Below are 26,442 nucleotides of genomic sequence, written 5' to 3' on the forward strand. Positions count from 1 at the left end.
TCGTCGAAGCGACACTTCTTGGCGCAAGCGTTACGTACTGCCGCCTTATGTGGAATCCCGCTCCGCCTTCGGGCGGAATCGGCGAATGAGGCGCCCCCCTGTCACAAGGACAGGACCTATCGGGGTAGTAATGCGTCTCTTCATCATCGCGGCTGTGGCCGCATCCGCCATCGCCATGCCTGCGGCGGCTCAATCCTTCACCAGCCCTGAGGCTTCCATCTCGGGCGGCTTCAGCCTCTTCGACGACGGCACCGAAGGCTTCAACGGCAGCTCGGTCACCGCGCGCGGCTCGCTTCGCTTCCATCAGTATGTCGGCGTCGAAGCCGACGTCAGCTACGGCCTGGTCGAGTCGGACATCGACGGCGTCGACATCAAGATGAACAGCAACGTCGGCGTTCACGTCGTCGGCTACTGGCCGGTCGCGGAAAACGCCGACCTGATCGCCCGCGTCGGTTACGGCGAGACCGAGTTCGAGGTCAGCTACGGCGGCAGCAGCACCAGCCGGACCTACAGCGGCCCGACCTTCGGTCTCGGCGGCCAGTACTTCATGGATGACAAGAACGGCGTCCGCTTCGACGTGACCCGTCACGAGTACGAAGACCTGGAAGGCGGCTTCGACTCCTTCTCGATGATGTACGTCCGCAACTTCTAAGCTGACGTCAGATACGACGAAGGCCCGCGACGATCACGTCGCGGGCCTTTTTCGTCAGGCTTCGATCGGTGGTTTCAGGCGACGCCGGGTTGCAGGGCCCAGCGCATCGATCCTTCGCCGAACGGCTTGAAGAACAGGTCGCGGTAGCGCTCGAACACTTCCACGATCTTGTTCGCCAGATCCTGGGCGACCATCTCGCCGCGCTGTCGCTTCATCGCCGCGACGCACTGCACCACATCGCGCTGATGCGCGGAGCCGCCCATGCGTTTCAGCACCGCTGCGACGTCCTGCGCCAACGGGTCGATCTGCGCTGCCCACGGATTGGTGTTCAGAGTCATTCGGGACACCCCCTCGTTCTCGACACAGGCGAAGCGGTCGCAAAAACTCCCGCAGGATGCAAGCGTAGCCGCGATTTCGTGATCGAGGAGAAGCGGAGCCGATGGGGAAAAGGGGCGTTTTCTACCCATGATCATGCCGCGCCCCGGAATTTTCGCTTCGCTGTCCCTGTTTTTGCTGACCGCCTGCGAGGGTGAGTCGGTCAACCCGCCGACCGAGCCCGCGGCTCCGGTCACGGCCCCCGAAAGCGTCACCGCGGCGCCGCCTCCGGGCGATCCCGCGTCCAATCCCGCGATGCCCGGTTCGGGTCCGGCGACCTTCGTCGGACGATGGGCGGCCGAGGCCGGCTGGTGCGCCAGTACGACGGGCGATCGCCGGGCGATCACCATCACGACCATGCGCTTCGAAGGCTATGAGAACAGCTGCGCCATCACCTCGCTGGACCAGGTCGCCGACGGCTATGAGGCCACGCTCGCCTGCCAGGCAGAGGGGACGAATGCGCGCGAACGCATCCGCCTCTCCCGGCAAGGCGAGTCGCTGCGCCTGACATGGCTCAATCGCAACGACGCGGTGGTGGTTCTGACGCGCTGTCCGACGCCGGCGGCGGAGCCGCAGCCGCCTAGTTGAACAGGAAGTTCATCACGTCGCCGTCCTTGACGACGTAGCTCTTGCCTTCGGCGCGCAGCTTGCCGGCCTCGCGGGCCTTCGCCTCGCCCTTCAGCGCGACATAGTCCTCGTAGGCGATGGTCTCGGCGCGGATGAAGCCCTTCTCGAAGTCGGTGTGGATGACCCCGGCGGCCTGGGGCGCGGTGTCGCCGACGTGGATGGTCCAGGCGCGCGCTTCCTTCGGTCCCACGGTGAAGTAGGACTGCAGGCCCAGCAGCGAATAGGCTTCGCGGATCAGACGGTTCAGGCCCGGCTCGGCCAGACCCAGGCTCTCCAGGAACTCGGCCTGTTCTTCCGGATCCAGCACGGCCAGTTCGGAATCGATCTTGGCCGAGATGACGACGGCGTTGGCGTTGTCTTCGGCGGCGCGCTTCGCCACCTGGTCGGACAGCTCATTGCCTTTGTCGGCCGAGCCCTCGTCGACGTTCGAGACGTACAGGGCGGGCAGGGAGGTCAGCAGCTGCAGCATGTGCCACGCCTTCTCGTCCTCCTTGTCGACCTTGACCACGCGAGCCGGCTTGCCGGCGCGGAGCGGGGTCAGGGCCATGTTGATCAGGCGCAGGGTCGTCTGGGCTTCCTTGTCGCCGCCCTTGGCCTTCTTTTCGACGTTGACGACCCGCTTCTCGAGGCTTTCGAGGTCGGCCAGCATCAGCTCGGTCTCGATGATGTCGAGGTCCGAGATGGGGTCGATGCGGTTTTCGACGTGGGTGATGTCGTCATCGACGAAGCAGCGGGCCACGAAAGCCACGGCGTCGCAGTCGCGGATGTTGGCCAGGAACTGGTTGCCCAGGCCCTCGCCCTTCGACGCGCCGCGCACCAGGCCGGCGATGTCGACGAAGGTGATGCGCGACGGAATGATCTCTTTCGAGCCCGCGATGGCGGCCAGCACGTCGAGGCGCGGCTCGGGCACGGCCACGTCGCCGGTGTTCGGCTCGATGGTGCAGAACGGATAGTTCGCCGCCTGCGCCGCCGCCGTCTTGGTCAGGGCGTTGAACAGGGTGGACTTGCCGACGTTGGGCAAGCCGACGATCGCGACTTTCAGGGCCATGGGGGCTGGGTATTCCTTGGTGAGCGCGAGCCTTTAGCCGGTCGGAACCGGTTTGTCAGGCTCGGGCTTCGTCGGTGTTCAGTGAGCGGCCGGCGCGGCGCCGATCGCGACCGGCGGCTGGGCCACCGGCGCGGCGACCTCGACCGGGGCGGCCGAGGCGAAGGTCAGCGTCAGCGGCACGGTCTCGCCGACGGTCAGCGGGTCGGCCACGGCCAGCAGCATGATGTGGTTGCCGCCGGGCTTCAGCTCGACCGCCTGACCGGCCGGCAACGGCACGCCGTTGGCCATCTCGGTCATCATCATCATGCCGCCCTCGATCTTGCTCTCGTGGATCTCGATGCGGCCGGCGACGGGGCTGGCGATCGACACAAGGCGATCATCGCCGCTGGCGGTCAGGGTCATGTAGCAGCCGGTCATCTGCCGTCCGACGGGCGTCGGGCGGCACAGGGCGTCGGTCACGGTGACGGTGATGTCGCTGACGGGGGCGGCCTTTTCAGGCGCGTCGCAGGCGGCCAGCAGCGACAGGGCGGCGAGGGGGAGCAGGGTGCGGATCATCATGGTCGTCCTCAATAGGTCACTCGCAGGCCCGCGAAAACCGCGCGCCCGTCGCCGGGGAAGAAAACAGCCGTCGACGCCGTTCGGGCGTCGGTCACGGCGCTGACGTTGGACACGTAACGCGTGTCGAACAGATTGCGTGCCTCGGCGAACAGGCTGACGCCCTTGCGGACGGTCCACCCGGCGTTCAGCGAGGTCACCGCGTACGACGGCGCCTTCAGCGTGTTGGCGTAATCGACCCAGGCGTCGCTGATCGACCATTCCACAGACGGGGCCACGAACCAGCCGGCCGGATGATCGTAACGCAGCTCGGCGCGATACAGGTGCGGCGGCACGACCGGCAGGTGGTTGTCGCCATAGATCTTGTCGCCGTCGAAGAAGAAGTCGGACAGCGCGTAGGTCTGACGCAGCCGCAGGGACGACGCGATCCGCCAGTCCAGCGCGGCCTCGATCCCCTGGTGCACAGTGGGGCCCGCGTTGAAGGTCGCCGCCGGGATGCCCAGATCGGGGCGGACGGCGAAGTTCAGCAACTCGTGGTCCAGCTCGGCCCGATACGCCGTCACGTCCCAGGTGAAAGCCCCGCGACGACCGCGCGCACCAACCTCGGCCGTCACGGCCTCCTGCGGAACCAGCGGCTGGAAGCCGTTCGCCGTCGGCGACAGGGCCGAGAAATTCGGCGGCTCCACTGAACGGGTCACATTGGCGAACACCTGCGAGCCGTCTTCCGCCTCCCACAGCAGGCCCGCGCGCGGCGCGAACCATTCCCAGGTGCGATCCGCCGTCAGATCGAAGGTCCCGGCCACGCCCGGCACGGCATAGCTCTGATAGTCGCGTCCGGCCCGGCCCCAGGTTCCGCCGGCCACCACAGCCAGCTGGTCGGTGACGAACAGCCGGCCCTCGGCGAACACGTCCAGGCCGGTGGCGTTCTGGAAGCTGCGGGCCCTCAGCGCGCCGCGCGATCCGGCCAGATTGACCCACTGTTTCGCGTCGAGATCACCCTCGCGATACCAAGCGCCGTAGAAGGCGTCGGCCCGCATCCCACCAAGCTCGCCCTGCCAGTCGAACCGTCCGAAGGCGCCCCGGTTGCGGCTCTGCTGGTCGACGACCTGGAAGATCGGATGATCCAGATCCTTCCACGTCCCGTAGAGCCCGCCCTCGAACACGGTCGAGGCGTCGATGCGCCAGCGGGTCTGCAGGGTGGTGCGCACCGCCGCCATGTCGCGCTGATAGTTCAGCGTCCTGTTGGCCAAATTGGCCTGGCGCGGCGTGGTCTGGGCCTGATCCAGGGTCAGGCTGCCGGGGATCTCCTGATGCACATAGCCGCCCGACACCAGCAGCCGCACCTCGCGGTCCTCGCCGAAGCGCCGGCCGAGGTTGACCGAGCCGTACTGCGCCTGGCCCTCGCTCTGGTCCCGCCACCCGTCGTTGCGCATGCCGGTGACCGCCGCGAAGCCGTCCCAGTCGCCGGTCGCGCCCGCGACTTCCGCATGGCCGCGCAGGGCGCCGTACGACCCGCCGTCCACGCGGAAGGCCAGGTCCGAGCCGGCCGTGCGACCCGTCGGCGTCACCAGATTGACCGCGCCGCCCAGCAGGGAGCCGCCGAAGCGCAGCGCGTTGCCGCCCTTGTAGACCTCGGTGTAGCGGGCGTTCAGCGGGTCGATCAGCTGGAAGTCGCCATATCCGTCCGCCTCGTTGAACGGCACCCCGTCCTGGGCCAGAAGCGTCCCGCGGTTGTGGCTGGAGTTGCCGATCCCCGATCCCCGGATCGACAGCCGGATGTCCCCGCCCCACTTCCGCTGCGCATAGACGCCCGGCGCGTCGCGCAGCACGCCCGACAGATCGGCGGCGTAGCGGTCGGCATAGGATTCGGCCGAGATGACGCTGACGGCGCCCGGCGTGCGCGACAGGCGGGCGCGAGCCCCGGCGACGACCGCCGGGTCTTCAGGATCGCGCCGCCCGGTGACGATCACCGTGTCCAGTACAGCGGGATCTTCAGCGGCGGGTTCGGCGAAGGCAGGTGCGGCGACGGCCGCAAGCAGCAGCGCGCAGGGCGCCGCGGTGGTCCACAAGGACATGGTCGGTCTTTCTGAAACAGGAACAGGCCGCGTCGCCGGGCGGCGCGCGGGTCAGGGCGCGGGGTCGCACCGGGCTGCTTCAGACGAGGGGAGGGGCCGTGGACGGCGGTCGCGGCGGCGCGCGGGCCGGCGGCGTCGGGCTGACGCTGGCGGCGACCCAGTCGGCGTTCTCGACCGGGGCGGCGACCTTGCAGGGCTCGGGAACCGGCGGAACCGGCAGGGCGGCGGCCAGCGGCATCACGCAGGCGGCGCATTTCGCGGGCGAGGCCTTCTTGCCCGGACCGTCGACGTCGCCGCCGACCTGGACCGTCAACGGCCCTTCGGCCGAGCACAGCACCAGGGTCTCGCCGGGACGCGACGCGGCCATGGCCCCGAACGGCAACAGGGTTCCGAGCACGATGGCGAACGTCGCGGCCAGGAAGGCCAGCGAGCGTGCGATCGACCAGTTGTCGGCCTGTGTGCGGGTCACCCGCGGCCCTTAGCGGCTTGCCCCGCATTGGGGAAGCGCGGCTATTCGCCCCGCGCCGCCTGCCGCGGGCTGTATTTCGGCGCGGGGGCCAGGCGCATGACCTCGGCCTGGTAGCGGTCGTCGTCGCCGGCCAGGGCGAAGGGCAGGGCGTCGGCGCAGGCGTTCAGCATGGCCTCCAGCCACGGCTGCTCGGCCTTGTGGAAGTCGCCCAGCACATAGCCGTGCACCAGTTGCGGCTCGCCCGGGTGGCCGATGCCCATGCGGGCGCGGCGGAAGTCGGCGCCCAGCTGGCTGATCAGGCTGCGCACGCCGTTCTGGCCCGCGGCGCCGCCGCCGGTCTTCATGCGGAAACGACCGGGGGCGAGATCGATCTCGTCGTGGAAGGCGATCACGCCCGACGGCTGGACCTTGTAGAAGCGCGCGGCTTCGCCGACGGCCCGGCCGCTCTCGTTCATATAGGTCTGGGGCTTCATCAGCAGGACCTTGACCGGCCCGTTGGCGGTCTGGACCTCGCCCTCGCGGATCACCGACTGGAATTTCGCCCGCTCCGGTCCGAACGACCAGCGGCGCGCGATCTCGTCAGCGGCCATGAAGCCGATGTTGTGGCGGTTGCCCTGGTATTTGGGACCCGGGTTGCCCAGGCCGGCGACGATGATCATGGCATGCTCCGGACAAGGAAACGGCCCCATCCGTAACCGGAAGGGGCCGCTCCAGATACAGTCGATCGAAGGGTTTAGCCCTCGGTCGTTTCGCCCTCGGCGGCGGCGGCTTCTTCGCCTTCGGCCTGTTCGGTGGCGGGAACCTCGTCCGCAGCGGCCTCGGCGGCGGCGGCGGTTTCCTCGGCGATCGCTTCTTCGATCTCGTCAGCAGCCTTGGCGGCCGAAGAGGTCTTGATGGAGGCGATCACGAAGTCGCGGTCCGTGATGGTCGGCTCGACGTCTTGCGTGCCCTTCAGGTCGGTCCAGCGGATGGTGTCGCCCATCTTGTGGTTCGCCAGGTCGACGATCAGGTCTTCCGGGATGTGATCCGCGCGGACCTTCACTTCGACCGAGTGACGGACGACTTCCAGCGAACCGCCCTGACGGAAGGCTTCGCACTGGTCCTGGTTGATGAAGTGCACGGCCACTTCGATCTTGATGGTCTGCTTCTCGTCGACGCGCATCAGGTCGAAGTGCAGCGGACGGTCCGACACCGGGTCGAACTGGACATCGCGAGCGATGACCGGCTGGCTCTCGTCGCCGTACTTCAGCGTCACCAGGTGACCCAGCAGCTTGCCGGTGTACAGCGACTTGCGGAAGTCCTTCTCGTTCACCGAGATGGCGACGGGGGCCTTGTCGCCGCCGTACAGGATGCCCGGCACCATGCCGGCGCGGCGGGCCGCGCGGGCGCCACCGGTGCCCACGCCGTCACGGACGTCGACGTTCAGAATGATCTCGGCCATCTGGCTCGCCTCAATAACAAACAGAAACGCCGCGCCAACCTGGGCCCGCGCGGCGGGGGTCATGAACCCTCGAATTCAAGAGCGCGGGCTATTACACGCTGACGGCCGTGGACGCAACCGCCCACGGACGTTCAGTGTGACCCGCTTCGTTTACCGGCCGCTGTTCAGGGCGGCGGTGGTGGTGGCGGAGGCCGTCGCCGCGCCCGCGGCTTCAGCGGCCACGGGCGTTTGCACGGCGTCTGCCGGGGCGTCCGCGCCCGCGACAGCGGTCATCGGCAGCTCGGGCGGAATCGGGGTGATGTTCTGGGTGGTGCAGGTCGACAGGTCGCGGGCGACGTGGCGGCCGACGCAGAACATGTCCTCATAGGCCGGACGCGACGCGGCCAGGCATTGGAAGAGCATCAGCTTCGACATGTTGAAGCAGAACTCGCTGGCCTGATCGACAGTCATGGCTTCGGTATTGGCCCGGGCCTCGTCTCCACCGGCGCCCAGGGCGGCCAGGGCGGCGAGGGCCAGCGAACGAACGACGGCCGGGGTGTACGGCGGTCCCGAGCGCGAACCGCTCAGCGACAGGCCGGTGCCGGAGTTGGCGGCGGCGAACAGGCGCGACGACTCCTCGGGCGAGGGCAGCATCTCCGCGGCGGACAGCGTCTTGGCGCTTTGCAGGCGCGCTTCACGATTCGGAACGTGCGCGACAGCCCAGCGACGGCGCGGGTCGCGACGTTCCTGGATGGTGTAGGCGTCGCCCTCGACCGCTTCGGCGATGACATGCATGGCTGCGGCGTCACGGCTCAGGGTCTCGATGATCAGGCCGGCGGCGGCGTCGGCGCCCGGCAGGGTGGCGGCGGTCGCCGGGTCGGCGATGATGCGCCGGATCATTTCCTGGCGGATCGTCGGGTCGACGGCGTACTGGCGGACGCCCTGCACGAACTCCGGCGACTGCAGCGCCAGGATCGAACCGTAGGCGATCATGCCGCGCGAGATCTGGTCCGGCTGGTAGGCGGCGCCCTTGCGCAGCGCGGCCTGGATGGATTCGGCGTCCGGGAAGCCGCCCGGCGGGATCGTGCCGGCCTCGCGGATGAAGGACACGTAGATCGAGGCGGCCTGCGCCACGCCCTCGTTCATGGTCACCGGCGGCGGAGGCGGCGGCGGCGGCGGGGGAGGCGCGGGCGGCGGCTCATCGGTGGCGCAGCCGACCAGTGCGGCGGCGACGGCTACGGCGGCGAGCGCGAGACCACGGCGCATTTTGACTTCAATCATACAGACCCCCAGCGACCCGCGGCGCCCCGTCGGCACGGCGCAAATGACTGACCTTCGCTTATATCGCGGGCAAAACAGTTCGCCGAGCGTTAATCCAAGCTTGGCAATAGGATGCGCCGTCCGCCGTTGCCGATTTCGCTCACTCCCGGGGCGTCGCGGGCGTGGTGTTCAGCTGCTCCGTCACCGAAGTCGCCGGACGGGTCGTCACGACGTCCGGGCGGCGCGGCGTAACGGCGGGATCCCGCGGCGTTGCGTTCAGCTGCTCGGTCACCGACCGTGCGGGTTGTTCAACGACAATGGCTGGCCGCGGGGGCGCGGCGCCGGGCTCCATCGGCGCCGGCGTGATGCGCGGAGCGGGCGGAGCCTCGGCCGGGCCGGTCGTGGTCAGATCCGAGACGATGGCCACCGACGCCGGCAGGGCCGAGCCGCGGGTGCAGGTCCCCAGATCGCGCACGATGTGCCGTCCGACGCAGAAGATGTCCTCGTAGCTGGGGCGCGACGCGGCCAGGCACTGGAACAGCATCAGCTTGGACATCTCCAGGCAGTGCTGGTTCTTCGGCTCGTTGGTCAGGGCGTTGGTGTTGGCCACGCCGTTGTCGCCGGCCGCGCCCAGGGCGGCCAGGGCCGCGATCGCCAGCGCATTCTGCACCACGGGCGGGTAGGGGGCCTCGCGCGGGCGACTGGTGGAGGAGACGTTCAGGCCCGTGCCGCTGTGGGCGGCGGCGAACAGGCGCGTCGCATCCTCGGCTGACGGCAGCATGTCGCGGGTCGACAGGTCCTTGGCGCCCTGCAGCCGTCCCTCGCGGTCGGTCACCTGGGCCACGCCCCATGACCGGCGCGGGTCATAGGCGGCCTGGATCGCATAGGCGTCGTTCTCGACGGAGTTCGCGGCCCGGTTCAGCGCGTCGATATCGGTCCGCAGCGTCGACATGATCAGGCCCGCCGCCGCATCGGCGCCCGGCAGGTAGGAGGCGTAGCGGGGATCGCGCACGATGTCGGCGACCAGTTTCTCTCGTGTTTCCCGGTCAACCGCGTACTGCCGCACGCCGGTGACGAACTCCGGCGATTGCAGCGCGACGATCGACGCATAGGCGATCAGGCCCCGCGAAAGTTGCGCCGGCTCATAGGCAGAACCCTGACGCAGCGCGGCCTGGATGGATTCCGGATCGGCGAAACCGCCCTCGACGGCCGCCATCTGGCGGCTGAACGCGACATAGATCGAGGCGGCTTCGGCCACGCTCTCGTTCAGACTGATCGGCGGCGGCGTGCGCGCGGCGATGGCGGCCTCTTCGGCCATGCGTGCGGCCTCGGCCTGCCGTTCGGCTTCGGTGTTGGCGCAGCTCGCCAGAAGGGCGGCGGATACGAGGGCTGCCACGGTCAGACCGCGGCGCAGGACAGCCGAACTCATCAGGACTCCTTCAAGATCCGGTCCCAGCAGGACCGAACGATCAGGCGCTAATGAGGCGGGCTTGAGGTTGTTCCCGCGAACTAGTCGAAGAGTTTGGAGACCGATTCCTCGTTGGCGATCCGGCGGATAGCCTCACCGATCAGCGGAGCGACCGAAACGCGGCGGATTTTCGGGCACTTCAAAACTTCGTCAGGCTGTTCGATCGAATCGGTGATCACCAGTTCCTTCAGCGGGCCGTCGGCGACGCGCTGGACCGCCGGGCCCGACAGAACCCCGTGGCTGATGTAGGCCGAAACCTCGGTCGCGCCCTTGTCCATCAGGGCCTTGGCGGCGTTCACCAGGGTGCCGCCCGAGTCGACGATGTCGTCGAACAGGATGCAGCGGCGGCCTTCGACGTCGCCGATGATGTTCATGACCTCGCTCTCGCCCGCCTTGGGGCGGCGCTTGTCGACGATGGCCAGGTCCGCATCCAGCCGCTTGGCCAGCGAGCGGGCCCGCACCACGCCGCCGACGTCGGGCGAGATGATCATCAGGTTGTCGCGCGGGTAGTTTTCCTTGATGTCTTGGGCCAGCACCGGGGTGGCCAGCAGGTTGTCGGTCGGAATGTCGAAGAAGCCCTGGATCTGGCCGGCGTGCAGATCCATCGTCAGCACGCGGTCGGCGCCGGCGCGGGTGATCAGATTGGCGACCAGCTTGGCCGAGATCGGCGTGCGGCCGTCCGTCTTCCGGTCCTGACGCGCATAGCCGAAGTAGGGCACCACCGCCGTGATCCGCTTCGCCGAGGCCCGCACCAGGGCGTCGGTGAGGATCAGCAGCTCCATCAGATTGTCGTTGGCGGGGTAGCTGGTGGACTGGATGACGAAGACGTCCTCGCCGCGGACGTTCTCCTCGATCATCGCGAACACCTCGTTGTCCGCGAAGCGTTTCACCTGGGCCTTGGTGAGGGGCATATCGAGGTGGGCGGCGATCGCCCCCGCGAGGACCCGGTTCGAGTTGCCAGAGAGCAGCTTCATGTCCGGTCATCCTTTCGCCGTCATCGCCCGGCTGCATGCGGCCGTGGCGTTGGCGCGCTACATATCAGGGGATGGCGGGGCCACAAGGCGCACGACGTCTTTTTAAGCCTCTTCTTCGCGCATTGGCGCGGCGATGTTCGCTGGTATAGAGATCGCGTCTCGTTTCCGGGGGCGCCGACGGGCAACAGCCCGCCGGCCTGCAAGTTTGAGGTCGTCCTTGTCTGCTTCGAAGATTCGCACCGGCCTGATTCTGGCGGTTGTCGCCGCATCGGCGCTGTCCGTCACGGCCTGCAACCGTGGCGCCAACCGACCGAAGCTGGCCTATGAGGAACGTCCGGTCGAGGCGCTGTACAACACCGGCTACCAGCGCCTGCAGGCGCAGCGCTGGGGCGACGCCATCGACTATTTCCAGGAAGTCGAGCGTCAGCATCCGTATTCGGAATGGTCGCGTCGCGCGATCCTGATGCAGATCTACGCCTACTACCAGGACAGCCACTATCAGGAAGCGATCGCCGCCTCGGACCGGTTCATCGCCCTGTTCCCGGGCAATCCCAGCGCGCCCTACGCCTTCTACATGAAGGCGCTGAGCAACTTTGAGCAGATCACCGACGTCGGCCGCGACCAGGGCTTCGCCCAGGCGGCCCTGGACGGTCTGCGCGATGTCGCCCGCCGCTACCCCGGCACGCCCTACGCCATCGACGCCATGGTCAAGATCGACATGGTCAACGACCAGCTGGCGGGCAAGGAAATGTCGATCGGCCGCTACTATCAGCGCGCCAACCAGCCGCTGGCGGCCATCAACCGCTACAAGGCCGTCATCGACAACGAAGCCTACCAGCGCACCTCGCACACGCCGGAAGCCCTCTATCGTCTGGTCGAGGTCTATCTGACCCTCGGCCTCAAGGACGAAGCCGTCCGCAACGGCGCCGTGCTGGGCCACAACTATCCGGGCAGCCCCTGGTACGCCGAGGCCTACGCCCTGCTGACCGAGGAAGGCTCCCAGCCGGGCGTCGCCCCGACCGGCGAGCGCGAAAGCTGGCTGCGCCGGATCATCCCGGGCTGACGTTTCCGATATGTTCCGCTAACCTCGGGCTTTACCCGGGGGGCGAACAGCCAGCATTCTCCGGCGTCGCCCGAGAGATCGATTCGTCTTGCTCCACCCTCATCACCGCGTTTTCGGTCCCTTGAGCCCCGGCGGAGCCGTCCCGTGCTGACCGCCCTGTCGATCCGCGACATCGTGCTGGTGGATGTGCTCGACCTCGAGGTCGAGGACGGCCTGACCGTGCTGACCGGCGAAACCGGGGCGGGCAAGTCGATCATCCTCGACGCCCTCGGCCTCGCCCTCGGCGCGCGCGGCGACGCGGGCCTGGTCCGCGCGGGGGCCAAACAGGCCTCGGCCACCGCCGTCTTCACCGCCCCCGACGACCCCGCCCTGATCGAGCTGATCGCCGAAAAGGGCTTCGACGTCGCCCCCGGCGAGGAGCTGATCCTGCGCCGCACCGTCGCTGTCGACGGCCGCAGCCGCGCCTTCGTCAACGACCAGCCCGCCGGCGTCACCGCCCTGCGCGAGATCGGCCAGGCCCTGGTCGAGGTGCACGGCCAGCACGAGACCGTCGGCCTGCTGGACTGGAAGACCCACCGCGCCCTGCTGGACAACTACGGCGGCCTGCAGCCGCAGCTGGCCGGCGTCGCCGCTGCGTCTGACAAGCTGAAGGAGGCCGATCGCAAGGTCGCCGACCTGCGCGCCGCCGCCGCCGACGCCGCCGCCCATGCCGAGGAACTGACCCAGAACCTCGCCGATCTCGACGCCCTCGATCCGCGCGCCGACGAGGAGACCGAGCTTGCGGGCGAACGCGCCCTGCTGGGCGCGGCCGAAAAGGCCATGGCCGACCTGTCCGACGCCCGCGCCTCGCTGGGCGGGGACAAGCTGTCCCGCAACCTGTCCGCCGCCCTGCGCGCTGTTGAGCACGCCCGCCAGCGCGCCGCCCAGTCGGGGGCCGAGGCGGACCATCCGCTGCTGATCAAGCTGACCGCCGCCGCCGAAGCCATCGACCGCACCCTGGTGGAGGCCGATGAGGCGCTGGCCTGTGTCGACGCCGCCGCCAACGCCTTCGACTTCGAGCCCGGCCGCCTCGACAAGGCCGAGGAGCGGCTGTTCGCCCTGCGCGCCGCCGCCCGCAAGCTGAACACCTCGGTCGAGCTCCTGCCCATTCTGCGCGAACGCTTTCGCGACCAGCTCCGTCTGATCGAGGACGGTGCCGACGCCATCGTCGCCGCCGAGCGCGAGGCCGGCGCCGCGCGCGAGGCCTACGACCTCGCCGCCATGCTGCTGAGCTCCGCCCGCGAAGCCGCCGCCGACCGCCTGACGTCCTCGGTGATGGGCGAACTGGGCCCGCTGAAGCTGGAGCGCGCCCGTTTCCGCGTCGCCTTCGAGCCTGTCGCCGACGGTCGCCGCGGCCCGCTGGGCGTCGAGACCGTCCGCTTCGAGATCGCCACCAACGCCGGCGCCGCCTTCGGGCCGCTGGACGCCATCGCCTCGGGCGGCGAACTCGCGCGCTTCGCCCTGGCCATGAAGGCCGCCCTGGCCGGTCGCGAGGACCAGCGCCAGCCGGTCATGATCTTCGATGAAGTCGATCAGGGCGTCGGCGGCGCCGTGGCCGAGGCCGTCGGGACCCGCCTGCAGCGCCTGTCGCGCGGGGCCCAGGTGCTGGTCGTGACCCACAGCCCGCAGGTCGCGGCCCGCGGCCATGCCCACTGGAAGGTCCGCAAGTCGGACGCCGGCGGCCTGACCACCACCACGGTTGACGCCCTCGACGAGACCCACCGCCGCGAAGAGATCGCCCGCATGCTGTCCGGCGCGACGATCACCGACGAAGCGCGCGCCGCCGCCCGGGCCCTGATCGGCTAGTCGCCCGCCAGACCCTCGCCCGCCAGACCCTCGCGCGCCAGACCCTCGCGCGCCAGGAAGGGGTGATCCGAGAACACGGCGTCCACGCCATAGCCGGCGAAGCGGCGCACGCGCGCGCCCATGCGGCCGTGCCCCGCTGGATCCTCACCTACGCGGTCCGCTGGCAGCAGGAAGACGTTCTCGGCGCGGAAGGTCCAGGCGGCGACCTTGATGCCGGCGGTATGGGCGTCGGTGATCAGTCGCGTCGGTTCACCAGGGGCCGGTTCGATCAATCCGGCCTCCACGCCGATCCAGTCCGCGTAGGCCGCAATCCCTCCCAGGCCTTCCGGCGACGTCATCTCCGCGCAGGTCAGGTCCGGTCGATCCGCCGGCGCTCCGCCGTTGGCGATCAGCAACATCAGCGGGGCGTCGATCCCGGCGGCCAGCGCCTCCAGCGGTCCGACCTCGAAGCATTGAACGATGATCGGCGCGTCCGCGGTGTCGAGCCCGTTCGCCCGCACCGCCGCGAGGAAGGGCGGCAGCATGGGCAGGCCGGCGGAGGTGAAATGGCCGGGATGTTTGAGTTCGGGAACGATCCGGATGGTTCGCCCCGTTCGCGTCGATCCCGCCCGGGCGATGTCGATGACGTCCTGAAAGGTCAGGATCGGCTCCTGCCCGTCGAAGGCTGCATTGCCGGGCCGCAGCGCCGGCAGGCGCTCACGTGCGCGTAGCGTCTTCAGTTCGGACAGTGTGAAGTCTTCGGTGAACCAGCCGGTGACCGCTTGCCCATCCACCGTGCGGGTCACGCGGCGGTCGGCGAATCCGGCATGGTCGGCGACGTCGGTGGTTCCGCCGATCTCGTTCTCGTGGCGGACGACCAGTTGGCCGTCCCGCGTCATCACCAGGTCCGGCTCGATCGCGTCGGCGCCCTGTTCGACGGCGCGCTCATAGGCGCTGCGCGTGTGCTCGGGCCGGTCGCCCGAGGCGCCGCGATGAGCGATGACGAGGGGAGCGCTCATTGGCGCGCAGAGAGGTTGGATCCCATGGCTCCTGAATAGGGCCCGGGCGATGACGTCCTGGTGACAGGCGAACGCCTCAGCGCGACGTGCGCTGGCCCAACATCCGGTTCAGCTCCCGCTGCTGACGGACCGAGATGCATTTCGGTTCGGCCCAGCGCTCGCCGGCCTCACGAGCCCTCATCACGTCGGCTGCGGTGACGAATTCGGGGCTGGGACCGTGATTGCGGCGGAAGGCCGCCTGGGTCAGGGCGTCGCGCTCGCACAGGGTCACGGCGACCTGCGCATCTGTGTCCGGACGGGGCGCTTCACCGGCGGAAGCAAAGGAGGGAGCGGCGGTCGCGGCGAACAAGGCGCAGGCGATCAGGGCGTTCCTGGTCATGAGTCATGATCCTCCCACTCTGAAAAACGTCAGAGTTAGGACGATAATGCGCCACGTGACGACTTTGTAAAGTCCGTGTGACTGGTTTATGACAAACGGTCAGAAAACGATCTGATAACAGACGAAAAATTTCTTCCCGGAGCGAAGACTACGCCGCCTGGAGGATCTTGCGCAGCTGGCCGTGGACGTCGGTGTTGGCGGCCAGGATCTGCTTGCCGTTCTTGGGATCGCCGTCGGCGTCGATGGTCGTGACCACGCCGCCCGCCTCGGTGACGAACAGGATGCCCGCCGCCACGTCCCACGGGTTCAGATTGCGCTCGTAGTAGGCGTCGAAACGGCCCGCCGCGACCCAGGCGAAGTCCAGCGCCGCCGAGCCCAGGCGACGGATGCCCGCCACCCGCTGGCCGACAGCATGGATGTCCTTGATCGACTGCGCATGGCCGGTCTTGCCTATGAACGGCAGGCCCGTGGCGATCAGGCTTTCCGACAGGTCCTTGCGCCCCGCGACGCGGATGCGCGCGTCGTTCAGATAGCAGCCCTTGCCCTTTTCGGCCCAGAACATCTCGTTCATGACCGGGTTGTAGGTGACGCCTGCCACGATCTCGGACGTGCCGTCAGGCGCGCGACGCTCCAGCCCCACCGTGATGGCGAAGTGGGGCATGGCGTGCATGAAGTTGGTGGTGCCGTCGATCGGGTCGACGATCCAGGTGTGGGACTTGTCGGTCCCCTCGACCATGCCGCGTTCCTCGCCCAGGAAGCCGTAGCCCGGGCGGGCCTTCATCAGCAGTTCGTAGAGGGTGTCTTCGGCCTTGATGTCGGCGGCCGTGACGAAGTCGCCCGGTCCCTTGCGCGACACCTGCAGATGGGCGACCTCGCCGAAGTCGCGCAGCATCGGGCGGGCGGTCTTGCGAACCGCATCGGTCATGACTTGCAGCAGGGCGGAGGCGAGGGCCATCGGGAATCTCCTGGTCCGGCTATCCTGAAAAGGCGCTGTGGCCCGGATAGGCGGAGAAGTTCAACGGCCCCGGATGGGGCCGAGTGGTTAGTGGCTAGTGATTAGTGATTGCTGGCTCAAGCGTCGCCGCGAGACCCACTAACCACTAACCACTAATCACTCGTCTTAGTCCGCGCGGCGGACGTATTCGCCGGTGGTCGTGTCGACCACGATGCGCTCGCCGGCCGACATGTACGGCGGGATCATGATGCGCACGCCGTTGTTGGCGATGGCCGGCTTGTAGGACGACGAGGCGGTTTGCCCCTTCACGGTCGGCTCGGTCTCGACGACTTCCAGCGTGACCTGTTCCGGCAGCTCGAGGCCGATCGGACGGTCCTCATGGGACTCGATCACGACCTTCATGCCTTCCTGCAGGTACGGAATGCGCTCTTCGCCCACCCAGTCCTTTTGCAGTTCGATCTGCTCGTAGGTCTCGTCGCTCATGAAGACCAGGCTGTCGCCGTTGTCGAACAGGTAGGAGTAGTCGCGCTGTTCCAGCGTGACGCGCTCGACCTTGTCTTCCGACCGGAAGCGTTCGTTCAGCTTGTTGCCGGTCTCGAGGTTCTTGGCCTCGACGTTGGCGAAGGCGCCGCCCTTGCCCGGCTTGACGTGGCTGGCCTTGGTGACGACCCACAGGCCGCCGTTCACTTGCAGGACCATGCCGGGCTTGATGGTGTTGCCGTTGATCTTCATGGAATTCCGGAGTTTTGGAGCGCGCAACAACGGACTGTCCGGCGCGCGCGAAATCGGGCGCTCTCCCTAGAGGAAGCCGGGCGATCAGGCAAGGCGGGCGGTCAGTGAACCGTCGGATGTCCGGCCGACTTGCCCTGCACCATATTGGCCAGATGGACGGCGCCGCCGGTCGGGGCAGCCAACTTGCCGGCGCGCGCATCCAGCTTGCGCGCCTCATGGGCGAAGGCGGCCGCCATGCCCGCCGTCGACATCGCCGCGGCGATCTGCAGGTGCCGGCTGGCCGGACGCATCGCGATCCACACCGCGTTCAGCGCCTGCGCCGCCGCCCACAGGCCCATGGCCAGGTTGCGTTCCGGGGCTTTTGGCGCGTTCCAGACCCGCACGGCCGACAGGGTGGTGACCGAGAACACCGCCGGCAGGATCAGGCTCAACGGTCCGCGCGGGCGCTCGGTGATCGGCGCGTCGTCGTCCGCCAGATGCTGCGGGTTCGGCCGGATCGTCCGTCGCGCCAGCACCGTGGCCGCCAGCGCGAACCCGACCGTCACCGCCACGCCCAGCAGCACATATCCAGGATTTCGCCCCTCGGCGTTCAGGAACCCCGTCGCGGCGTCGCGTGCGTCGTCCAGGGCGTCTTCGATCACGGCCATCCGGTTCTCCAGTCGTCGGGTGCGGAATGGGCGGCGCGGGTGTCAGTTCCGCAAACCTGCTTTCGTCATCCCGGGGCGCGCTCGACGGGATGACGAAAGCTCGGCTGTTCCCTTGCCGCCCTCCGCAGGTCGCGCCATCGTCACGGAGGAGGGGCCTTCATGCTGCATATCATCGCCGCCACGCTGGCGCTGTCCGACCCGTCGGCCGTCGTTGAGACCAGCATCGCCGACGTTCTCGCCGATCCCGAGCGCTTCGGCGGCCAAACCCTGCGCATGCGCGGGCAGGTGGACGCCTGCTACGGCTTCGTCTGCTCGATCTGCCCCGAGGACATGACGCCCGCGACCGAGGAATATCGCCGGTGCCTGCGCATCTCGTTCGACAGTTTCATGAGCGAGGAGGATCGGGCCGGGCCGTCAGACGCACGGTACAGGCCCGTCGTGTCGCGTGGGATGGAGGAGGCGTTTCGCTTTTCAGTGATCACTGCGGAGGGCGTCTTCGACCCATCCTGCCTGACGCGCCGTCCATGGCCTCCCGAGGAGCCGGTCGACGACATACAGGACGAGGTCCTGTGCACGGACCGGGCGACGACCTGGAGCGGGCTGCAGGTTCGCGCTGTTCATAGGCGCCTTATGTCCAATGACGGGCTGGTCCTGGACGGGCGATATGGATCGCTCACGCTGGCATCGGCCGACATTTCAACCGAAGTGCAGGCCGCCTATCGCGCCGACGTCGCTCTTTATGACGACCGCCCGATCACGGAAGCCATGGCCGTGCTGGTTGCTGAGGAGGCGAGCTTCAAGCCGGCCGGGCAAGAAGCTCACCTATGCCTGAGCAAGGTCGACGACGCCCCCGAATGGCCTCGGCGGGAAATGAGCGTCTGGGCGAAGACGCCCAATGATCCGTACTACTGCTACGTCGCCCTCAAGAACGGCGACGGCTGGCGGGTCTTCTCCGACTAGCCTCAGTTCCCGGTCGCGCTCTTGTCCGGGGCGATCTCGGTCATGGCCGACTGCAGGTAGTTCTGCTCGCCCAGTTGCTGGATCAGCGAGTGCTGCGACTCGAGGAAGTCGATGTGCTCCTCGGTGTCGGCGAGGATTTCGGTCAGGATCTGTCGGCTGATGTAGTCGCGGGCCGCCTCGCACTGGGCGATGCCGCCCAGCAGGGTCTCGCGTCCGCCGATCTCCAGCTGCAGGTCGGCGCCCAGACATTCGACCGCCGTCTCGCCGATCTTCAGCTTGTGCAGGTCCTGCAGGTTCGGCAGGCCGTCGAGGTACAGCACCCGCTTGATCAGCTTGTCGGCGTGTTTCATCTCGCCGATCGACTCGTCGTAGATGATCTGGCCGAGGTGCTTCAGGCCCCAGCTTTCGAACATGCGCGCATGCAGGAAGTACTGGTTGACCGCCGTCAGCTCGTTGGTGAGCACCGCGTTGAGCGTGCGGATGATCGCCGGATCGCCCTTCATGGTCGTTCTTCCCGTTGGCGGGGCGGAGTCGGTCTGACGTCCTGAATCACCCGTCGTTCCACCGTGTCATAACACGAAAGAACGCGATGTGTTCACTTGCGAGCACTTCTCATCATATTGAAAATGCGAATGATTTTCCCGTGCAAACGGGCGGTCGCCTATTCGGCGGCGAGGGCGAAGGCCTGGCGGCTTTCCTGAATCATTTCACGCATTTCGCACACGCATTTGGCGCACTGGGCGGTGCACTGATTGCGGACGAAGATGTCACGGGGGCGCACGGCGCCCGCCTCGATGGCCGAGGCGACGTCACGCTTGCGAAGACCGTTGCAGTTACAGACGTACAAGGCGATCCGACCTGATACTGAGAATGGTTCGCTATATCAGCCTGAGCGGGGCGAATGCAAGTCGTTCGCAGGCTTTGGGCCGAGATTGGTTGTCGCGGCCCCTCTTCTGGTGAAGATTGCTTCCGGGCGAGGGAGGCGAGGGATGATCAGGACGCTGGCGAAGGTAAGCGTGATCATGGCCACGGCGGTGCTGACGGCGATCCTCGCCACGCCCGCGCTCGCCCAATCGGCCCAGCCCGGCCTGACCCCCTTCGCCTCCGACGAGGCGCTGGTGGCCTTCATCGAGGAGCGGGCCGAAGCCCCCGCCGCCTTCGGCGCCGGCTGCACCGCGGACGAGGAGCCCGCCTGCGTCGAGGAGATCGTCGTCACCGGCAGCCGCATCGTCCCCTCGATCACCAACACCCAGGAGGCCGGCGTCGACGAGGGCGGCATCGTCAAACGGTGGGGCGACTATCTGGTCGTCCTGCGGCGCGGCAAGCTGTTCACCGTCTCCGTCGCCGACCGTTCGCTGCGCCCGGTGGACGCCATCGACGCCTTCGCGCCCGGCGTCGACGCCAGCGACGACTGGTACGACGAGATGCTGATCGCCGGCGATCGGGTCATCGTCCTGGGCTACAGCTACGGACGCGGCGGCACCGAGATCAACCGCTTCCGCCTGTCCCCCGACGGCCAGCTGACCTTCGAGGACGCCTATCACCTGCGGTCCAACGACTACTATTCGTCGCGCAACTACGCCGCGCGCCTGATCGGCGACCAGTTGATCGTCTATACGCCGCTGACGCTGAACTACGGCGACGACGCCCTGCGCTCCCTGCCGTCGCTGCGGCGCTGGACCGGTGACGAGAAGGCGCCCTTCCGCCGCATCGTCAGCGCCTCCGACGTCTATGTCTCGCCGCATCTGCGCGACACCGGCGCGCCGGTCGAGGCCCTGCACACCGTCATCCGCTGCGACCTCGCCGCCGCCGCCATGGACTGTCACGCCACGGGCGTGCTGGGGCCGGAGTCGCGCAACTTCTATGTCTCTTCAGAGGCCGTCTATCTCTGGACCTCCGAGGAGGGCTGGCCCGTCTACGGCGAGGAAGAGACCGACCGCGACCCCCACGCCTCCCTCTATCGCATCCCGCTGGACGGCCGCCGTCCGCAGGCGATCCGCACCCGCGGCGCGCCGCTGGACCAGTTCTCCTTCCGTGAGGACGCCGACGCGGGCGTCCTGAACGTCGTCGTCTGGTCCGAAGGCTATGGCGACGCGATGTGGAACGCCGAGTTCACCGACGGCGCCGCCGCCCTGCTGCGCCTGCCGTTCGACCGCTTCGGCGACGGCACGCGTCAGGCCCTGGCGCGTGACTATCGCCTGCTGCCGGCCCTGCCGAACCACAGCATCGACCTGATCAACCGCTTCGTCGGCGACCACGTCCTGATCGCCGGCACCCAGTTCGCCGGGAGCGACGAGGACGGCGTCCTGGTCATCTCGCGCATCGCCGTCGACGACGTCCGCGTCTTCAACCTGCAGGAGCCCGTCGGCCGTATCGAGCAGATCGGAGCCGACGCCCTGGTGGTCGGCTCTGACGACGCGGTCGCCTTCACCACCATCGAGCTCAGCCGCGGCCCGCCGCGTCTTGGCAGCCGCTATGTCCTGCCCGGCGCCGAAGAGACCGAAACCCGCAGCCACGGCTTCTTCTTCCGCGCCGACAACCGCGACGGCGCCACCGGGCTGATGGGGCTGCCGGTCATGCGCGACCTCGGCAACGGCCGCACCGACCAGTTCTATCAGACCGCCGACATGCTGTTCCTGCGCCGCCAGAACCGGGCCCTGTCACCACTGGGCACGCTGGAATCCGCGCCGGGCCAGGCCGCCAACGACGGCTGCACCGCTTCCTGCCTCGACTGGTACGGCGACTCCCGTCCGATCTTCATGGACGGCCGCATCTTCGCCCTGCTCGGCTACGAACTGGTCGAGGGCCAGGAGGCTGACGGCCAGATCCGCGAGGTCGCCCGCGTCGACTTCGCCCCGGGCGTGGCGGGCGCGCACAAGGATTGACCTGGCGGCCGGGTCGTCGCACTCCCCGCACATGGCCAGAGAACCCGTCGTCCCCCCGCGTCCGCCCTGTGCGCTGTACCTGATCACGCCGCCGGCGATCCCGGACCTGACCGCCTTCGCGTCCCTGCTGGGCGAGGCGCTGGACGCCGGACCGGTGGCGGCGCTGCAGATCCGGCTCAAGGACGTCGATGACGCCGCGATCCTCGCCGCGGTCGCCGCGCTGCGGCCGGTCGCCCAGGCGCGCGGTGTCGCCGTGATCCTCAACGACCGGCCCGACCTCGCCGCCCGTTCCGGCTGTGACGGTGTCCATGTCGGCCAGTCCGACGCCTCCTACGCCGAGGCGCGCCGCACCATGGGGCCCGACGCCATGATCGGGGTGACCTGTCATGACAGCCGCGAACTGGCCATGGACGCGGCCGAGGCGGGCGCCGACTACGTCGCCTTCGGGGCCTTCTTCCCGACCTCGACCAAGGAAACCGTCCACCGCCCCGAGCCCGAGATCCTGACCATTTGGCAGGAGACGGTCGAAACGCCGTGCGTCGCCATCGGCGGGATCACGGCGGGGAACGCCGCCGACCTGGCGCGGGCGGGGGCCGACTTCGTCGCCGTCAGCGCCGCCGTCTGGACCCATCCGGCAGGTCCTGCAGGCGCCGTTCGCGAGCTCGATCAGGTGCTGGCGGCCGCTTTCTGACTTTCAGGGGATATTAGGAAGCGCCGGTTTAGGAACGACGGGACCCCCGCCGTTCCGGACCCGATCATGCCCATGAGCCGCGCGCTCGACACTCCGCAGGCCGACCAGGTCGTCGCACCGACGCCGGCGCGCGCGGCTGCGGCCCGCGCCCCGGCTACGACGGGGATCGGACAGCCGATGTCGCCGTTCTTCACGGCCATCGCGGTGCTGGTCCTGACCGTGCTGGCGCTGACCTTCGCCCGTTCCGCGGGCATGGTCGCTGCGCTCTGGGGAGCGGGTGGCCTTGCTGTCGCCGTTTGGCTGCGGACCTCGCGCGGCCCCCTTTATGACCTTTCGTTCGGCGGCCTCGTCGCCCTCGGCATCGCCGCCGGCAATCTGCTGGCCGGCAATCCGCTTTCGCTGACGGCGCTGTTCACCGCCGCCAACATGCTCGAGATCTACGGCGCGGTGCTGCTGGCGCGCCGTTTCGCACCGACCCTGAACCTCGCCAGCGTCGAGGGCGCCTGCCGCTTCATGCTCAGCGCGGCGGTGGCCGCGCCCCTGCCGGCGGCCCTGCTCGTCGGCGTCGCCATGTGGCTGGACGGGGCGAACTTCCTCGATGCGGCCCAGACCTGGTGGTTCGGCCACGCCCTCAGCATCGCCGTCGTCGGCAGCTTCACCCTGACGCTCACGAAGCGCGAGCTGGTCCGCTTCCGCTCACCCACCCGCGCCATCGAGGCGGTCGTGCTGCTGTTGCTGCTGGCCTCCGTCTGTATCACCGTCTTCACGCGCCAGAGCCTCCCCATCGGCTTCGTCACCCTGCCGTTGCTGCTGCTTATCGCCGTGCGTCTGCGCCTGCTCGGCGTCACCGCCGGACTGGTCATCATCACCATCTTCGCGGTCGGCGGGACCATGTCGGGCTACGGCCCGTACTCAGGGGCGTTCCAGGGCCCGGATCGCGCCATGATGGCCCAGCTGCTGGTCCTGTTCGGCTATCTGCCCATCATGCTCGTCGCCGCCCTGCTGGAAGAGCGCGACCGCCTGTCGGATCGCGCCCGCATGGGCCAGATCCGGGCCGAGCGGGCGTCCGAGGCCAAGTCCCGCCTCCTCGCCAACGTCGCCCACGAGATCAAGAGCCCGGTCGGCGGCGTCATCGGCATCGGCGAACTGTGGAAGGCGGGCCAGCTGGGTCCGGTAACTCCGACCCAGGCCGAAATGGCCGAGATGCTGGTCAAGACCGCTCGTCAGGTCGAGGCGCTGGCCCATGACCTGCTGGATGTCGCCCGGGCCGAGTCCGGCGCCGTGAAGGTCGAGCTGCGTCCCACCGACGTCCCCGGTGTTCTGGAAGACGTCCGCCGCGCCGCCATGCTCCGGCCCGAGGCCCAGAACATCCGCATGGAAGTCGTCAACGAAGGCGACGGCCTGATCGCCCTGGCCGACTCCCAGCGGCTGGTCCAGGTGGTCGGCAACCTCGCCTCCAACGCCGTCAAATACGGCGGTGAGGGCGGCGTGGTCATCATGCGCGCCTGCCGCATCCACGACGGCGTCCGGATCGAGGTCATCGACCGCGGCCCCGGCCTCACGCCCGAAAAGCAGGCCCAGCTGTTCGAACCGTTCAACCGCCTGGGCCTCGAACGCTCGGCTGTCGAGGGCCACGGCATCGGTCTGGCCCTGGCCAAACGCCTGGTCGAACTGCAGGGCGGCTCCATCGGCGTGATCTCCACGCCGGGCGAAGGCGCCACCTTCTGGGTCGAGTTGCCCTCGGCCTGACGGACCCTTTTCGCGTGTGCGGCGTTCCGACGCGCGGCGGGATGCGTATTCGACCAAGCGTCGCCGCAGGCATAAGCCCTCAGGCATCGTAGGGCTATTCTAAGGGGCCGGCCGTGGAACTCGACGCGCTGCTGCTGTCGCGACTGCAGTTCGCTTTCACCATCTCATTCCATATTCTGTTCCCGGCCTTCACGATCGGCCTGGCCGCCTTCCTCGCCGTTCTCGAGGGGCTCTGGCTCTGGACCAAGCGGGACGCCTTCAAGGTCCTGTACCTGTTCTGGGTCAAGATCTTCGCCCTCAGCTTTGGCATGGGCGTCGTCTCCGGCATCGTGCTCAGCTACCAGTTCGGCACCAACTGGTCCGAGTTCATCCGCATCACCGGCGGCGTCATCGGGCCGCTGCTGGCCTATGAGGTCCTGACGGCCTTCTTCCTGGAGGCCTCCTTCCTCGGCGTCATGCTGTTCGGGTGGAAGAAGGTCGGCAACCGGCTGCATTTCCTCGCCACCGTGCTGGTCGCCGTCGGCACCACCATCTCCGCCTTCTGGATCCTGTCGGCCAACAGCTGGATGCAGACGCCCCAGGGCTTCGAATTCCTGCCCGACGGCCGCATGCAGGCGACGGACTTCATGGCCGTCATCTTCAACCCCAGCTTCCCCTCGCGCCTGGTCCACATGTTGCTGGCGGCCTTCCTGACCACCGGTCTCGTCGTCGGCGGCGCATCGGCCTACCGGGTGCTGAAGGAGCGCAGGAAGGGCGCAGTCCAGGGCTGGACCGAAAGCCGCATCTCCCTGGTCATGGCGCTCGGCCTGATCGCCGTCCTCGCCCCGCTGCAACTGTTGGCCGGGCACTGGTCGGGCGAGGTCGCGCACCACTACCAACCGTCGAAGACGGCCGCGATCGAGGCCTACTGGACCACGCGCTCGGACCAGCCGTTCCACATCTTCGGCATCCCGGACCGCGACGCGCAAAAGAACCACTACGAGCTCTCGGTCCCCGGCGTCGGCAACCTCGTCCAGAACGTCCCGAAGGACGAGGTCATCCAGGGTCTCGACGCCTGGCCCAAGGAGGACCAGCCGCCGCCCTTCATCCCCTTCTTCGCCTTCCGCATCATGGCGGGTCTGGGCTTGCTGATGATCGTCCTGGGGACGGCGGGCGTGATCCTCCACTGGCGCAAACGGCTGTTCGACACCGGCTGGTTTCTGCGCTTCTGCGTCGCCATGGGGCCGACCGGCTTCATCGCCGTCCTCGCCGGCTGGATGGTCACGGAGGTCGGTCGCCAGCCCTGGGTCGTCTACGGCGTCCTGCGCACCCGCGACGCGGTCTCCCCGGTCACCACGGGCGAGGTGGCGACCAGTCTGCTGGCCTACATCCTCGTCTACGCCGTGGTGTTCACCGCCGGGGCCATCTTCATCCTGCGCCTGATGGCCGAGGGGCCGGTCGCGGCCCTGGCCGAACCCGCTCCGCGTCAGGACCGCGCGCCCGGTTCGGCCCTGGCCAGGGCGCCCGAGGACACGACGCCGGGCTCGAATGACGGGGAGGGCGCGTGATGCTGGACCTGCCGCTGATCTGGGCCGGGCTGATCGCCACGGCCGTCCTGCTCTACGTCGTCCTCGACGGCTTCGACCTCGGCGTCGGCATCCTGTTCCCCTTCGCGAAGTCGAAGGAAGAGCGGGACGTGATGATGAACACCGTCGCCCCGGTCTGGGACGGCAACGAGACCTGGCTGGTGCTGGGCGGCGGCGGCCTGCTGGCGGCCTTCCCGACCGCCTATTCGGTCCTGATGCCCGCCCTCTACCTGCCGGTGCTGCTGATGCTGGCCGGGCTGATCCTGCGCGGCGTGGCCTTCGAGTTCCGCTTCCGCGCCCGCAACCGGGGCCGCAAATTCTGGACCCAGATGTTCACCGGCGGCTCCATCCTGACCGCCGTGGCGCAAGGGCTGATCCTCGGCGGATTCATCCAGGGCGTCACCGTCCGCGACGACCGCTTCGCCGGCGGCCCCTTCGACTGGCTCACGCCCTACACCCTTCTGGTCGCGGCCGGTCTGGTCGCCGGCTACGCCCTGCTGGGCGGGGCCTGGCTGATGCTGAAGACCAAGGACAATCTCCACGGCGACGCGAAGCGCTGGACCCTCATTTCGGGGGCTCTCGTCACAGTCCTGTTGGCGGCGGTCAGCGTGGCGACCCTGCTGATCCATCCGCGCATCGCTCACCGCTGGGGCTTCGACCTCAGCGCCGGCTCCTCGGTCGATTTCGGCACCCTGGCGCCCCTGCTGCTCATCCCCGCGCTCGGCCTCGTCGGTCTGGGCCTGGTGTTCGTCATGGCGCGCAAGGGCTCCCACGGCTGGCCCTTCGTCGGGGCGCTCGTGGTCTTCCTGTCCGGCTACCTGGGGCTCGCCGCCAGCTTCACGCCCTATGTCGTGCCCTATGCGCTGAACTTCCGGCAGGCCGCGGCGCCTGACAACGCCCTGGGCCTCATGCTGGTCGGCACGGCGGTCATCCTGCCGCTCATCCTGATCTACTCGGGCTGGGTCTACTGGGTGTTCCGCGGCAAGGTCGACGAGGAGTCCGGCTATCATCATTAGACCCGTCCCCCCGCCGGAGCCTGGCGAGGCCCCT

At 68.4% G+C, this 26,442-nt stretch carries 27 protein-coding genes; 10 read left to right on the forward strand and 17 right to left on the reverse strand.

Going from position 1 to position 26,442, the window contains the following annotated elements:
• Positions 1–130: 130 nt before the first annotated feature.
• Positions 131–652 (forward strand): porin family protein, encoded by a 522-nt coding sequence (locus tag GGR12_RS06085; RefSeq protein ID WP_183203448.1) that lies wholly within the window; start codon positions 131–133, stop codon positions 650–652.
• 74 nt (positions 653–726) lie between these two features.
• On the opposite strand, the gene GGR12_RS06090 is transcribed toward GGR12_RS06085, so the two are convergent.
• The gene (locus tag GGR12_RS06090) at positions 727–990 is read right to left on the reverse strand and encodes a hypothetical protein (RefSeq protein ID WP_183203449.1); all 264 of its coding nucleotides are present in this window, start codon (positions 988–990) and stop codon (positions 727–729) included.
• 127 nt (positions 991–1,117) lie between these two features.
• Between GGR12_RS06090 and GGR12_RS06095 the strand changes: the two genes are divergently transcribed.
• Positions 1,118–1,615: a hypothetical protein gene (locus GGR12_RS06095; RefSeq protein ID WP_183203450.1), complete on the forward strand. Its 498-nt coding sequence runs from the start codon at positions 1,118–1,120 to the stop codon at positions 1,613–1,615.
• Here the strand turns inward: GGR12_RS06095 and ychF are convergent.
• The 9 genes from ychF to GGR12_RS06140 form a co-directional block, all read right to left on the reverse strand.
• Complete coding sequence (ychF, locus tag GGR12_RS06100; RefSeq protein WP_183203451.1) at positions 1,608–2,702, reverse strand: redox-regulated ATPase YchF; 1,095 nt, start codon at positions 2,700–2,702, stop codon at positions 1,608–1,610. The genes GGR12_RS06095 and ychF overlap by 8 nt on opposite strands.
• 78 nt (positions 2,703–2,780) lie before the next feature.
• A complete protein-coding gene (locus GGR12_RS06105; RefSeq protein WP_343053113.1) occupies positions 2,781–3,257 on the reverse strand; it encodes a copper chaperone PCu(A)C in 477 nt (158 codons plus the stop codon).
• 11 nt (positions 3,258–3,268) lie between these two features.
• Positions 3,269–5,332, reverse strand: coding sequence for a TonB-dependent receptor family protein (locus tag GGR12_RS06110; RefSeq protein WP_183203453.1), 2,064 nt, complete (start codon positions 5,330–5,332; stop codon positions 3,269–3,271).
• A gap of 79 nt (positions 5,333–5,411) precedes the next feature.
• A complete protein-coding gene (locus GGR12_RS06115) occupies positions 5,412–5,801 on the reverse strand; it encodes a hypothetical protein (RefSeq protein WP_183203454.1) in 390 nt (129 codons plus the stop codon).
• Positions 5,802–5,842: 41 nt separating this feature from the next.
• Positions 5,843–6,460 (reverse strand): aminoacyl-tRNA hydrolase, encoded by a 618-nt coding sequence (gene pth, locus GGR12_RS06120; protein WP_183203455.1) that lies wholly within the window; start codon positions 6,458–6,460, stop codon positions 5,843–5,845.
• Positions 6,461–6,534: 74 nt separating this feature from the next.
• Positions 6,535–7,242: a 50S ribosomal protein L25/general stress protein Ctc gene (locus GGR12_RS06125; RefSeq protein ID WP_183203456.1), complete on the reverse strand. Its 708-nt coding sequence runs from the start codon at positions 7,240–7,242 to the stop codon at positions 6,535–6,537.
• Between the two features lie 150 nt (positions 7,243–7,392).
• Positions 7,393–8,487 carry a hypothetical protein gene (locus tag GGR12_RS06130; RefSeq protein ID WP_221212208.1) on the reverse strand — a complete coding sequence of 365 codons (1,095 nt, stop codon included), beginning with the start codon at positions 8,485–8,487 and terminating at the stop codon, positions 7,393–7,395.
• A gap of 154 nt (positions 8,488–8,641) precedes the next feature.
• Positions 8,642–9,910: a hypothetical protein gene (locus GGR12_RS06135; RefSeq protein ID WP_183203457.1), complete on the reverse strand. Its 1,269-nt coding sequence runs from the start codon at positions 9,908–9,910 to the stop codon at positions 8,642–8,644.
• 80 nt (positions 9,911–9,990) lie between these two features.
• The gene (locus GGR12_RS06140; protein ID WP_183203458.1) at positions 9,991–10,923 is read right to left on the reverse strand and encodes a ribose-phosphate pyrophosphokinase; all 933 of its coding nucleotides are present in this window, start codon (positions 10,921–10,923) and stop codon (positions 9,991–9,993) included.
• Positions 10,924–11,140: 217 nt separating this feature from the next.
• Here GGR12_RS06140 and GGR12_RS06145 point away from each other — a divergent pair, with 217 nt between their 5' ends.
• Positions 11,141–11,986 (forward strand): outer membrane protein assembly factor BamD, encoded by an 846-nt coding sequence (locus GGR12_RS06145; protein WP_246328741.1) that lies wholly within the window; start codon positions 11,141–11,143, stop codon positions 11,984–11,986.
• Positions 11,987–12,130: 144 nt separating this feature from the next.
• Positions 12,131–13,831, forward strand: a complete 1,701-nt coding sequence (gene recN, locus GGR12_RS06150) for a DNA repair protein RecN (protein WP_183203460.1) — start codon at positions 12,131–12,133, stop codon at positions 13,829–13,831.
• On the opposite strand, the gene GGR12_RS06155 is transcribed toward recN, so the two are convergent.
• The 5 genes from GGR12_RS06155 to GGR12_RS06175 all read right to left on the reverse strand — a co-directional run bounded on the left by GGR12_RS06155 (position 13,828) and on the right by GGR12_RS06175 (position 17,542).
• Positions 13,828–14,829, reverse strand: a complete 1,002-nt coding sequence (locus GGR12_RS06155) for a glycerophosphodiester phosphodiesterase family protein (protein ID WP_183203461.1) — start codon at positions 14,827–14,829, stop codon at positions 13,828–13,830. The genes recN and GGR12_RS06155 overlap by 4 nt on opposite strands.
• A 76-nt stretch (positions 14,830–14,905) precedes the next feature.
• Complete coding sequence (locus GGR12_RS06160; RefSeq protein ID WP_183203462.1) at positions 14,906–15,208, reverse strand: hypothetical protein; 303 nt, start codon at positions 15,206–15,208, stop codon at positions 14,906–14,908.
• 148 nt (positions 15,209–15,356) lie between these two features.
• Positions 15,357–16,163 carry an inositol monophosphatase family protein gene (locus tag GGR12_RS06165; protein WP_183203463.1) on the reverse strand — a complete coding sequence of 269 codons (807 nt, stop codon included), beginning with the start codon at positions 16,161–16,163 and terminating at the stop codon, positions 15,357–15,359.
• 165 nt (positions 16,164–16,328) lie between these two features.
• Positions 16,329–16,895 carry an elongation factor P gene (gene efp, locus GGR12_RS06170; RefSeq protein WP_183203464.1) on the reverse strand — a complete coding sequence of 189 codons (567 nt, stop codon included), beginning with the start codon at positions 16,893–16,895 and terminating at the stop codon, positions 16,329–16,331.
• A gap of 101 nt (positions 16,896–16,996) precedes the next feature.
• Positions 16,997–17,542 (reverse strand): tryptophan-rich sensory protein, encoded by a 546-nt coding sequence (locus GGR12_RS06175; RefSeq protein WP_183203465.1) that lies wholly within the window; start codon positions 17,540–17,542, stop codon positions 16,997–16,999.
• 159 nt (positions 17,543–17,701) lie between these two features.
• Here GGR12_RS06175 and GGR12_RS06180 point away from each other — a divergent pair, with 159 nt between their 5' ends.
• Complete coding sequence (locus GGR12_RS06180) at positions 17,702–18,502, forward strand: hypothetical protein (protein WP_183203466.1); 801 nt, start codon at positions 17,702–17,704, stop codon at positions 18,500–18,502.
• Between the two features lie 2 nt (positions 18,503–18,504).
• On the opposite strand, the gene bfr is transcribed toward GGR12_RS06180, so the two are convergent.
• Complete coding sequence (gene bfr / locus GGR12_RS06185; protein ID WP_183203467.1) at positions 18,505–19,005, reverse strand: bacterioferritin; 501 nt, start codon at positions 19,003–19,005, stop codon at positions 18,505–18,507.
• A gap of 158 nt (positions 19,006–19,163) precedes the next feature.
• Positions 19,164–19,349, reverse strand: coding sequence for a (2Fe-2S)-binding protein (locus GGR12_RS06190; protein WP_183203468.1), 186 nt, complete (start codon positions 19,347–19,349; stop codon positions 19,164–19,166).
• 142 nt (positions 19,350–19,491) lie between these two features.
• On the opposite strand from GGR12_RS06190, the gene GGR12_RS06195 reads away from it, so the two are divergent.
• From GGR12_RS06195 to cydB, 5 genes are all read left to right on the forward strand, one after another.
• Positions 19,492–21,387 carry a beta-propeller domain-containing protein gene (locus GGR12_RS06195; protein ID WP_183203469.1) on the forward strand — a complete coding sequence of 632 codons (1,896 nt, stop codon included), beginning with the start codon at positions 19,492–19,494 and terminating at the stop codon, positions 21,385–21,387.
• Positions 21,388–21,418: 31 nt separating this feature from the next.
• Positions 21,419–22,078 carry a thiamine phosphate synthase gene (thiE, locus tag GGR12_RS06200; protein ID WP_183203470.1) on the forward strand — a complete coding sequence of 220 codons (660 nt, stop codon included), beginning with the start codon at positions 21,419–21,421 and terminating at the stop codon, positions 22,076–22,078.
• Between the two features lie 66 nt (positions 22,079–22,144).
• Positions 22,145–23,827, forward strand: a complete 1,683-nt coding sequence (locus GGR12_RS06205) for a sensor histidine kinase (RefSeq protein ID WP_183203471.1) — start codon at positions 22,145–22,147, stop codon at positions 23,825–23,827.
• Positions 23,828–23,940: 113 nt separating this feature from the next.
• A complete protein-coding gene (locus GGR12_RS06210; RefSeq protein ID WP_183203472.1) occupies positions 23,941–25,374 on the forward strand; it encodes a cytochrome ubiquinol oxidase subunit I in 1,434 nt (477 codons plus the stop codon).
• Positions 25,374–26,408 carry a cytochrome d ubiquinol oxidase subunit II gene (cydB, locus tag GGR12_RS06215; RefSeq protein WP_221212209.1) on the forward strand — a complete coding sequence of 345 codons (1,035 nt, stop codon included), beginning with the start codon at positions 25,374–25,376 and terminating at the stop codon, positions 26,406–26,408. The genes GGR12_RS06210 and cydB overlap by 1 nt, the downstream gene beginning before the upstream one ends.
• The last annotated feature ends 34 nt before the right edge of the window (positions 26,409–26,442 follow it).

This window comes from Brevundimonas lenta (genome assembly GCF_014196335.1).
GTDB classification, from domain to species: domain Bacteria; phylum Pseudomonadota; class Alphaproteobacteria; order Caulobacterales; family Caulobacteraceae; genus Brevundimonas; species Brevundimonas lenta.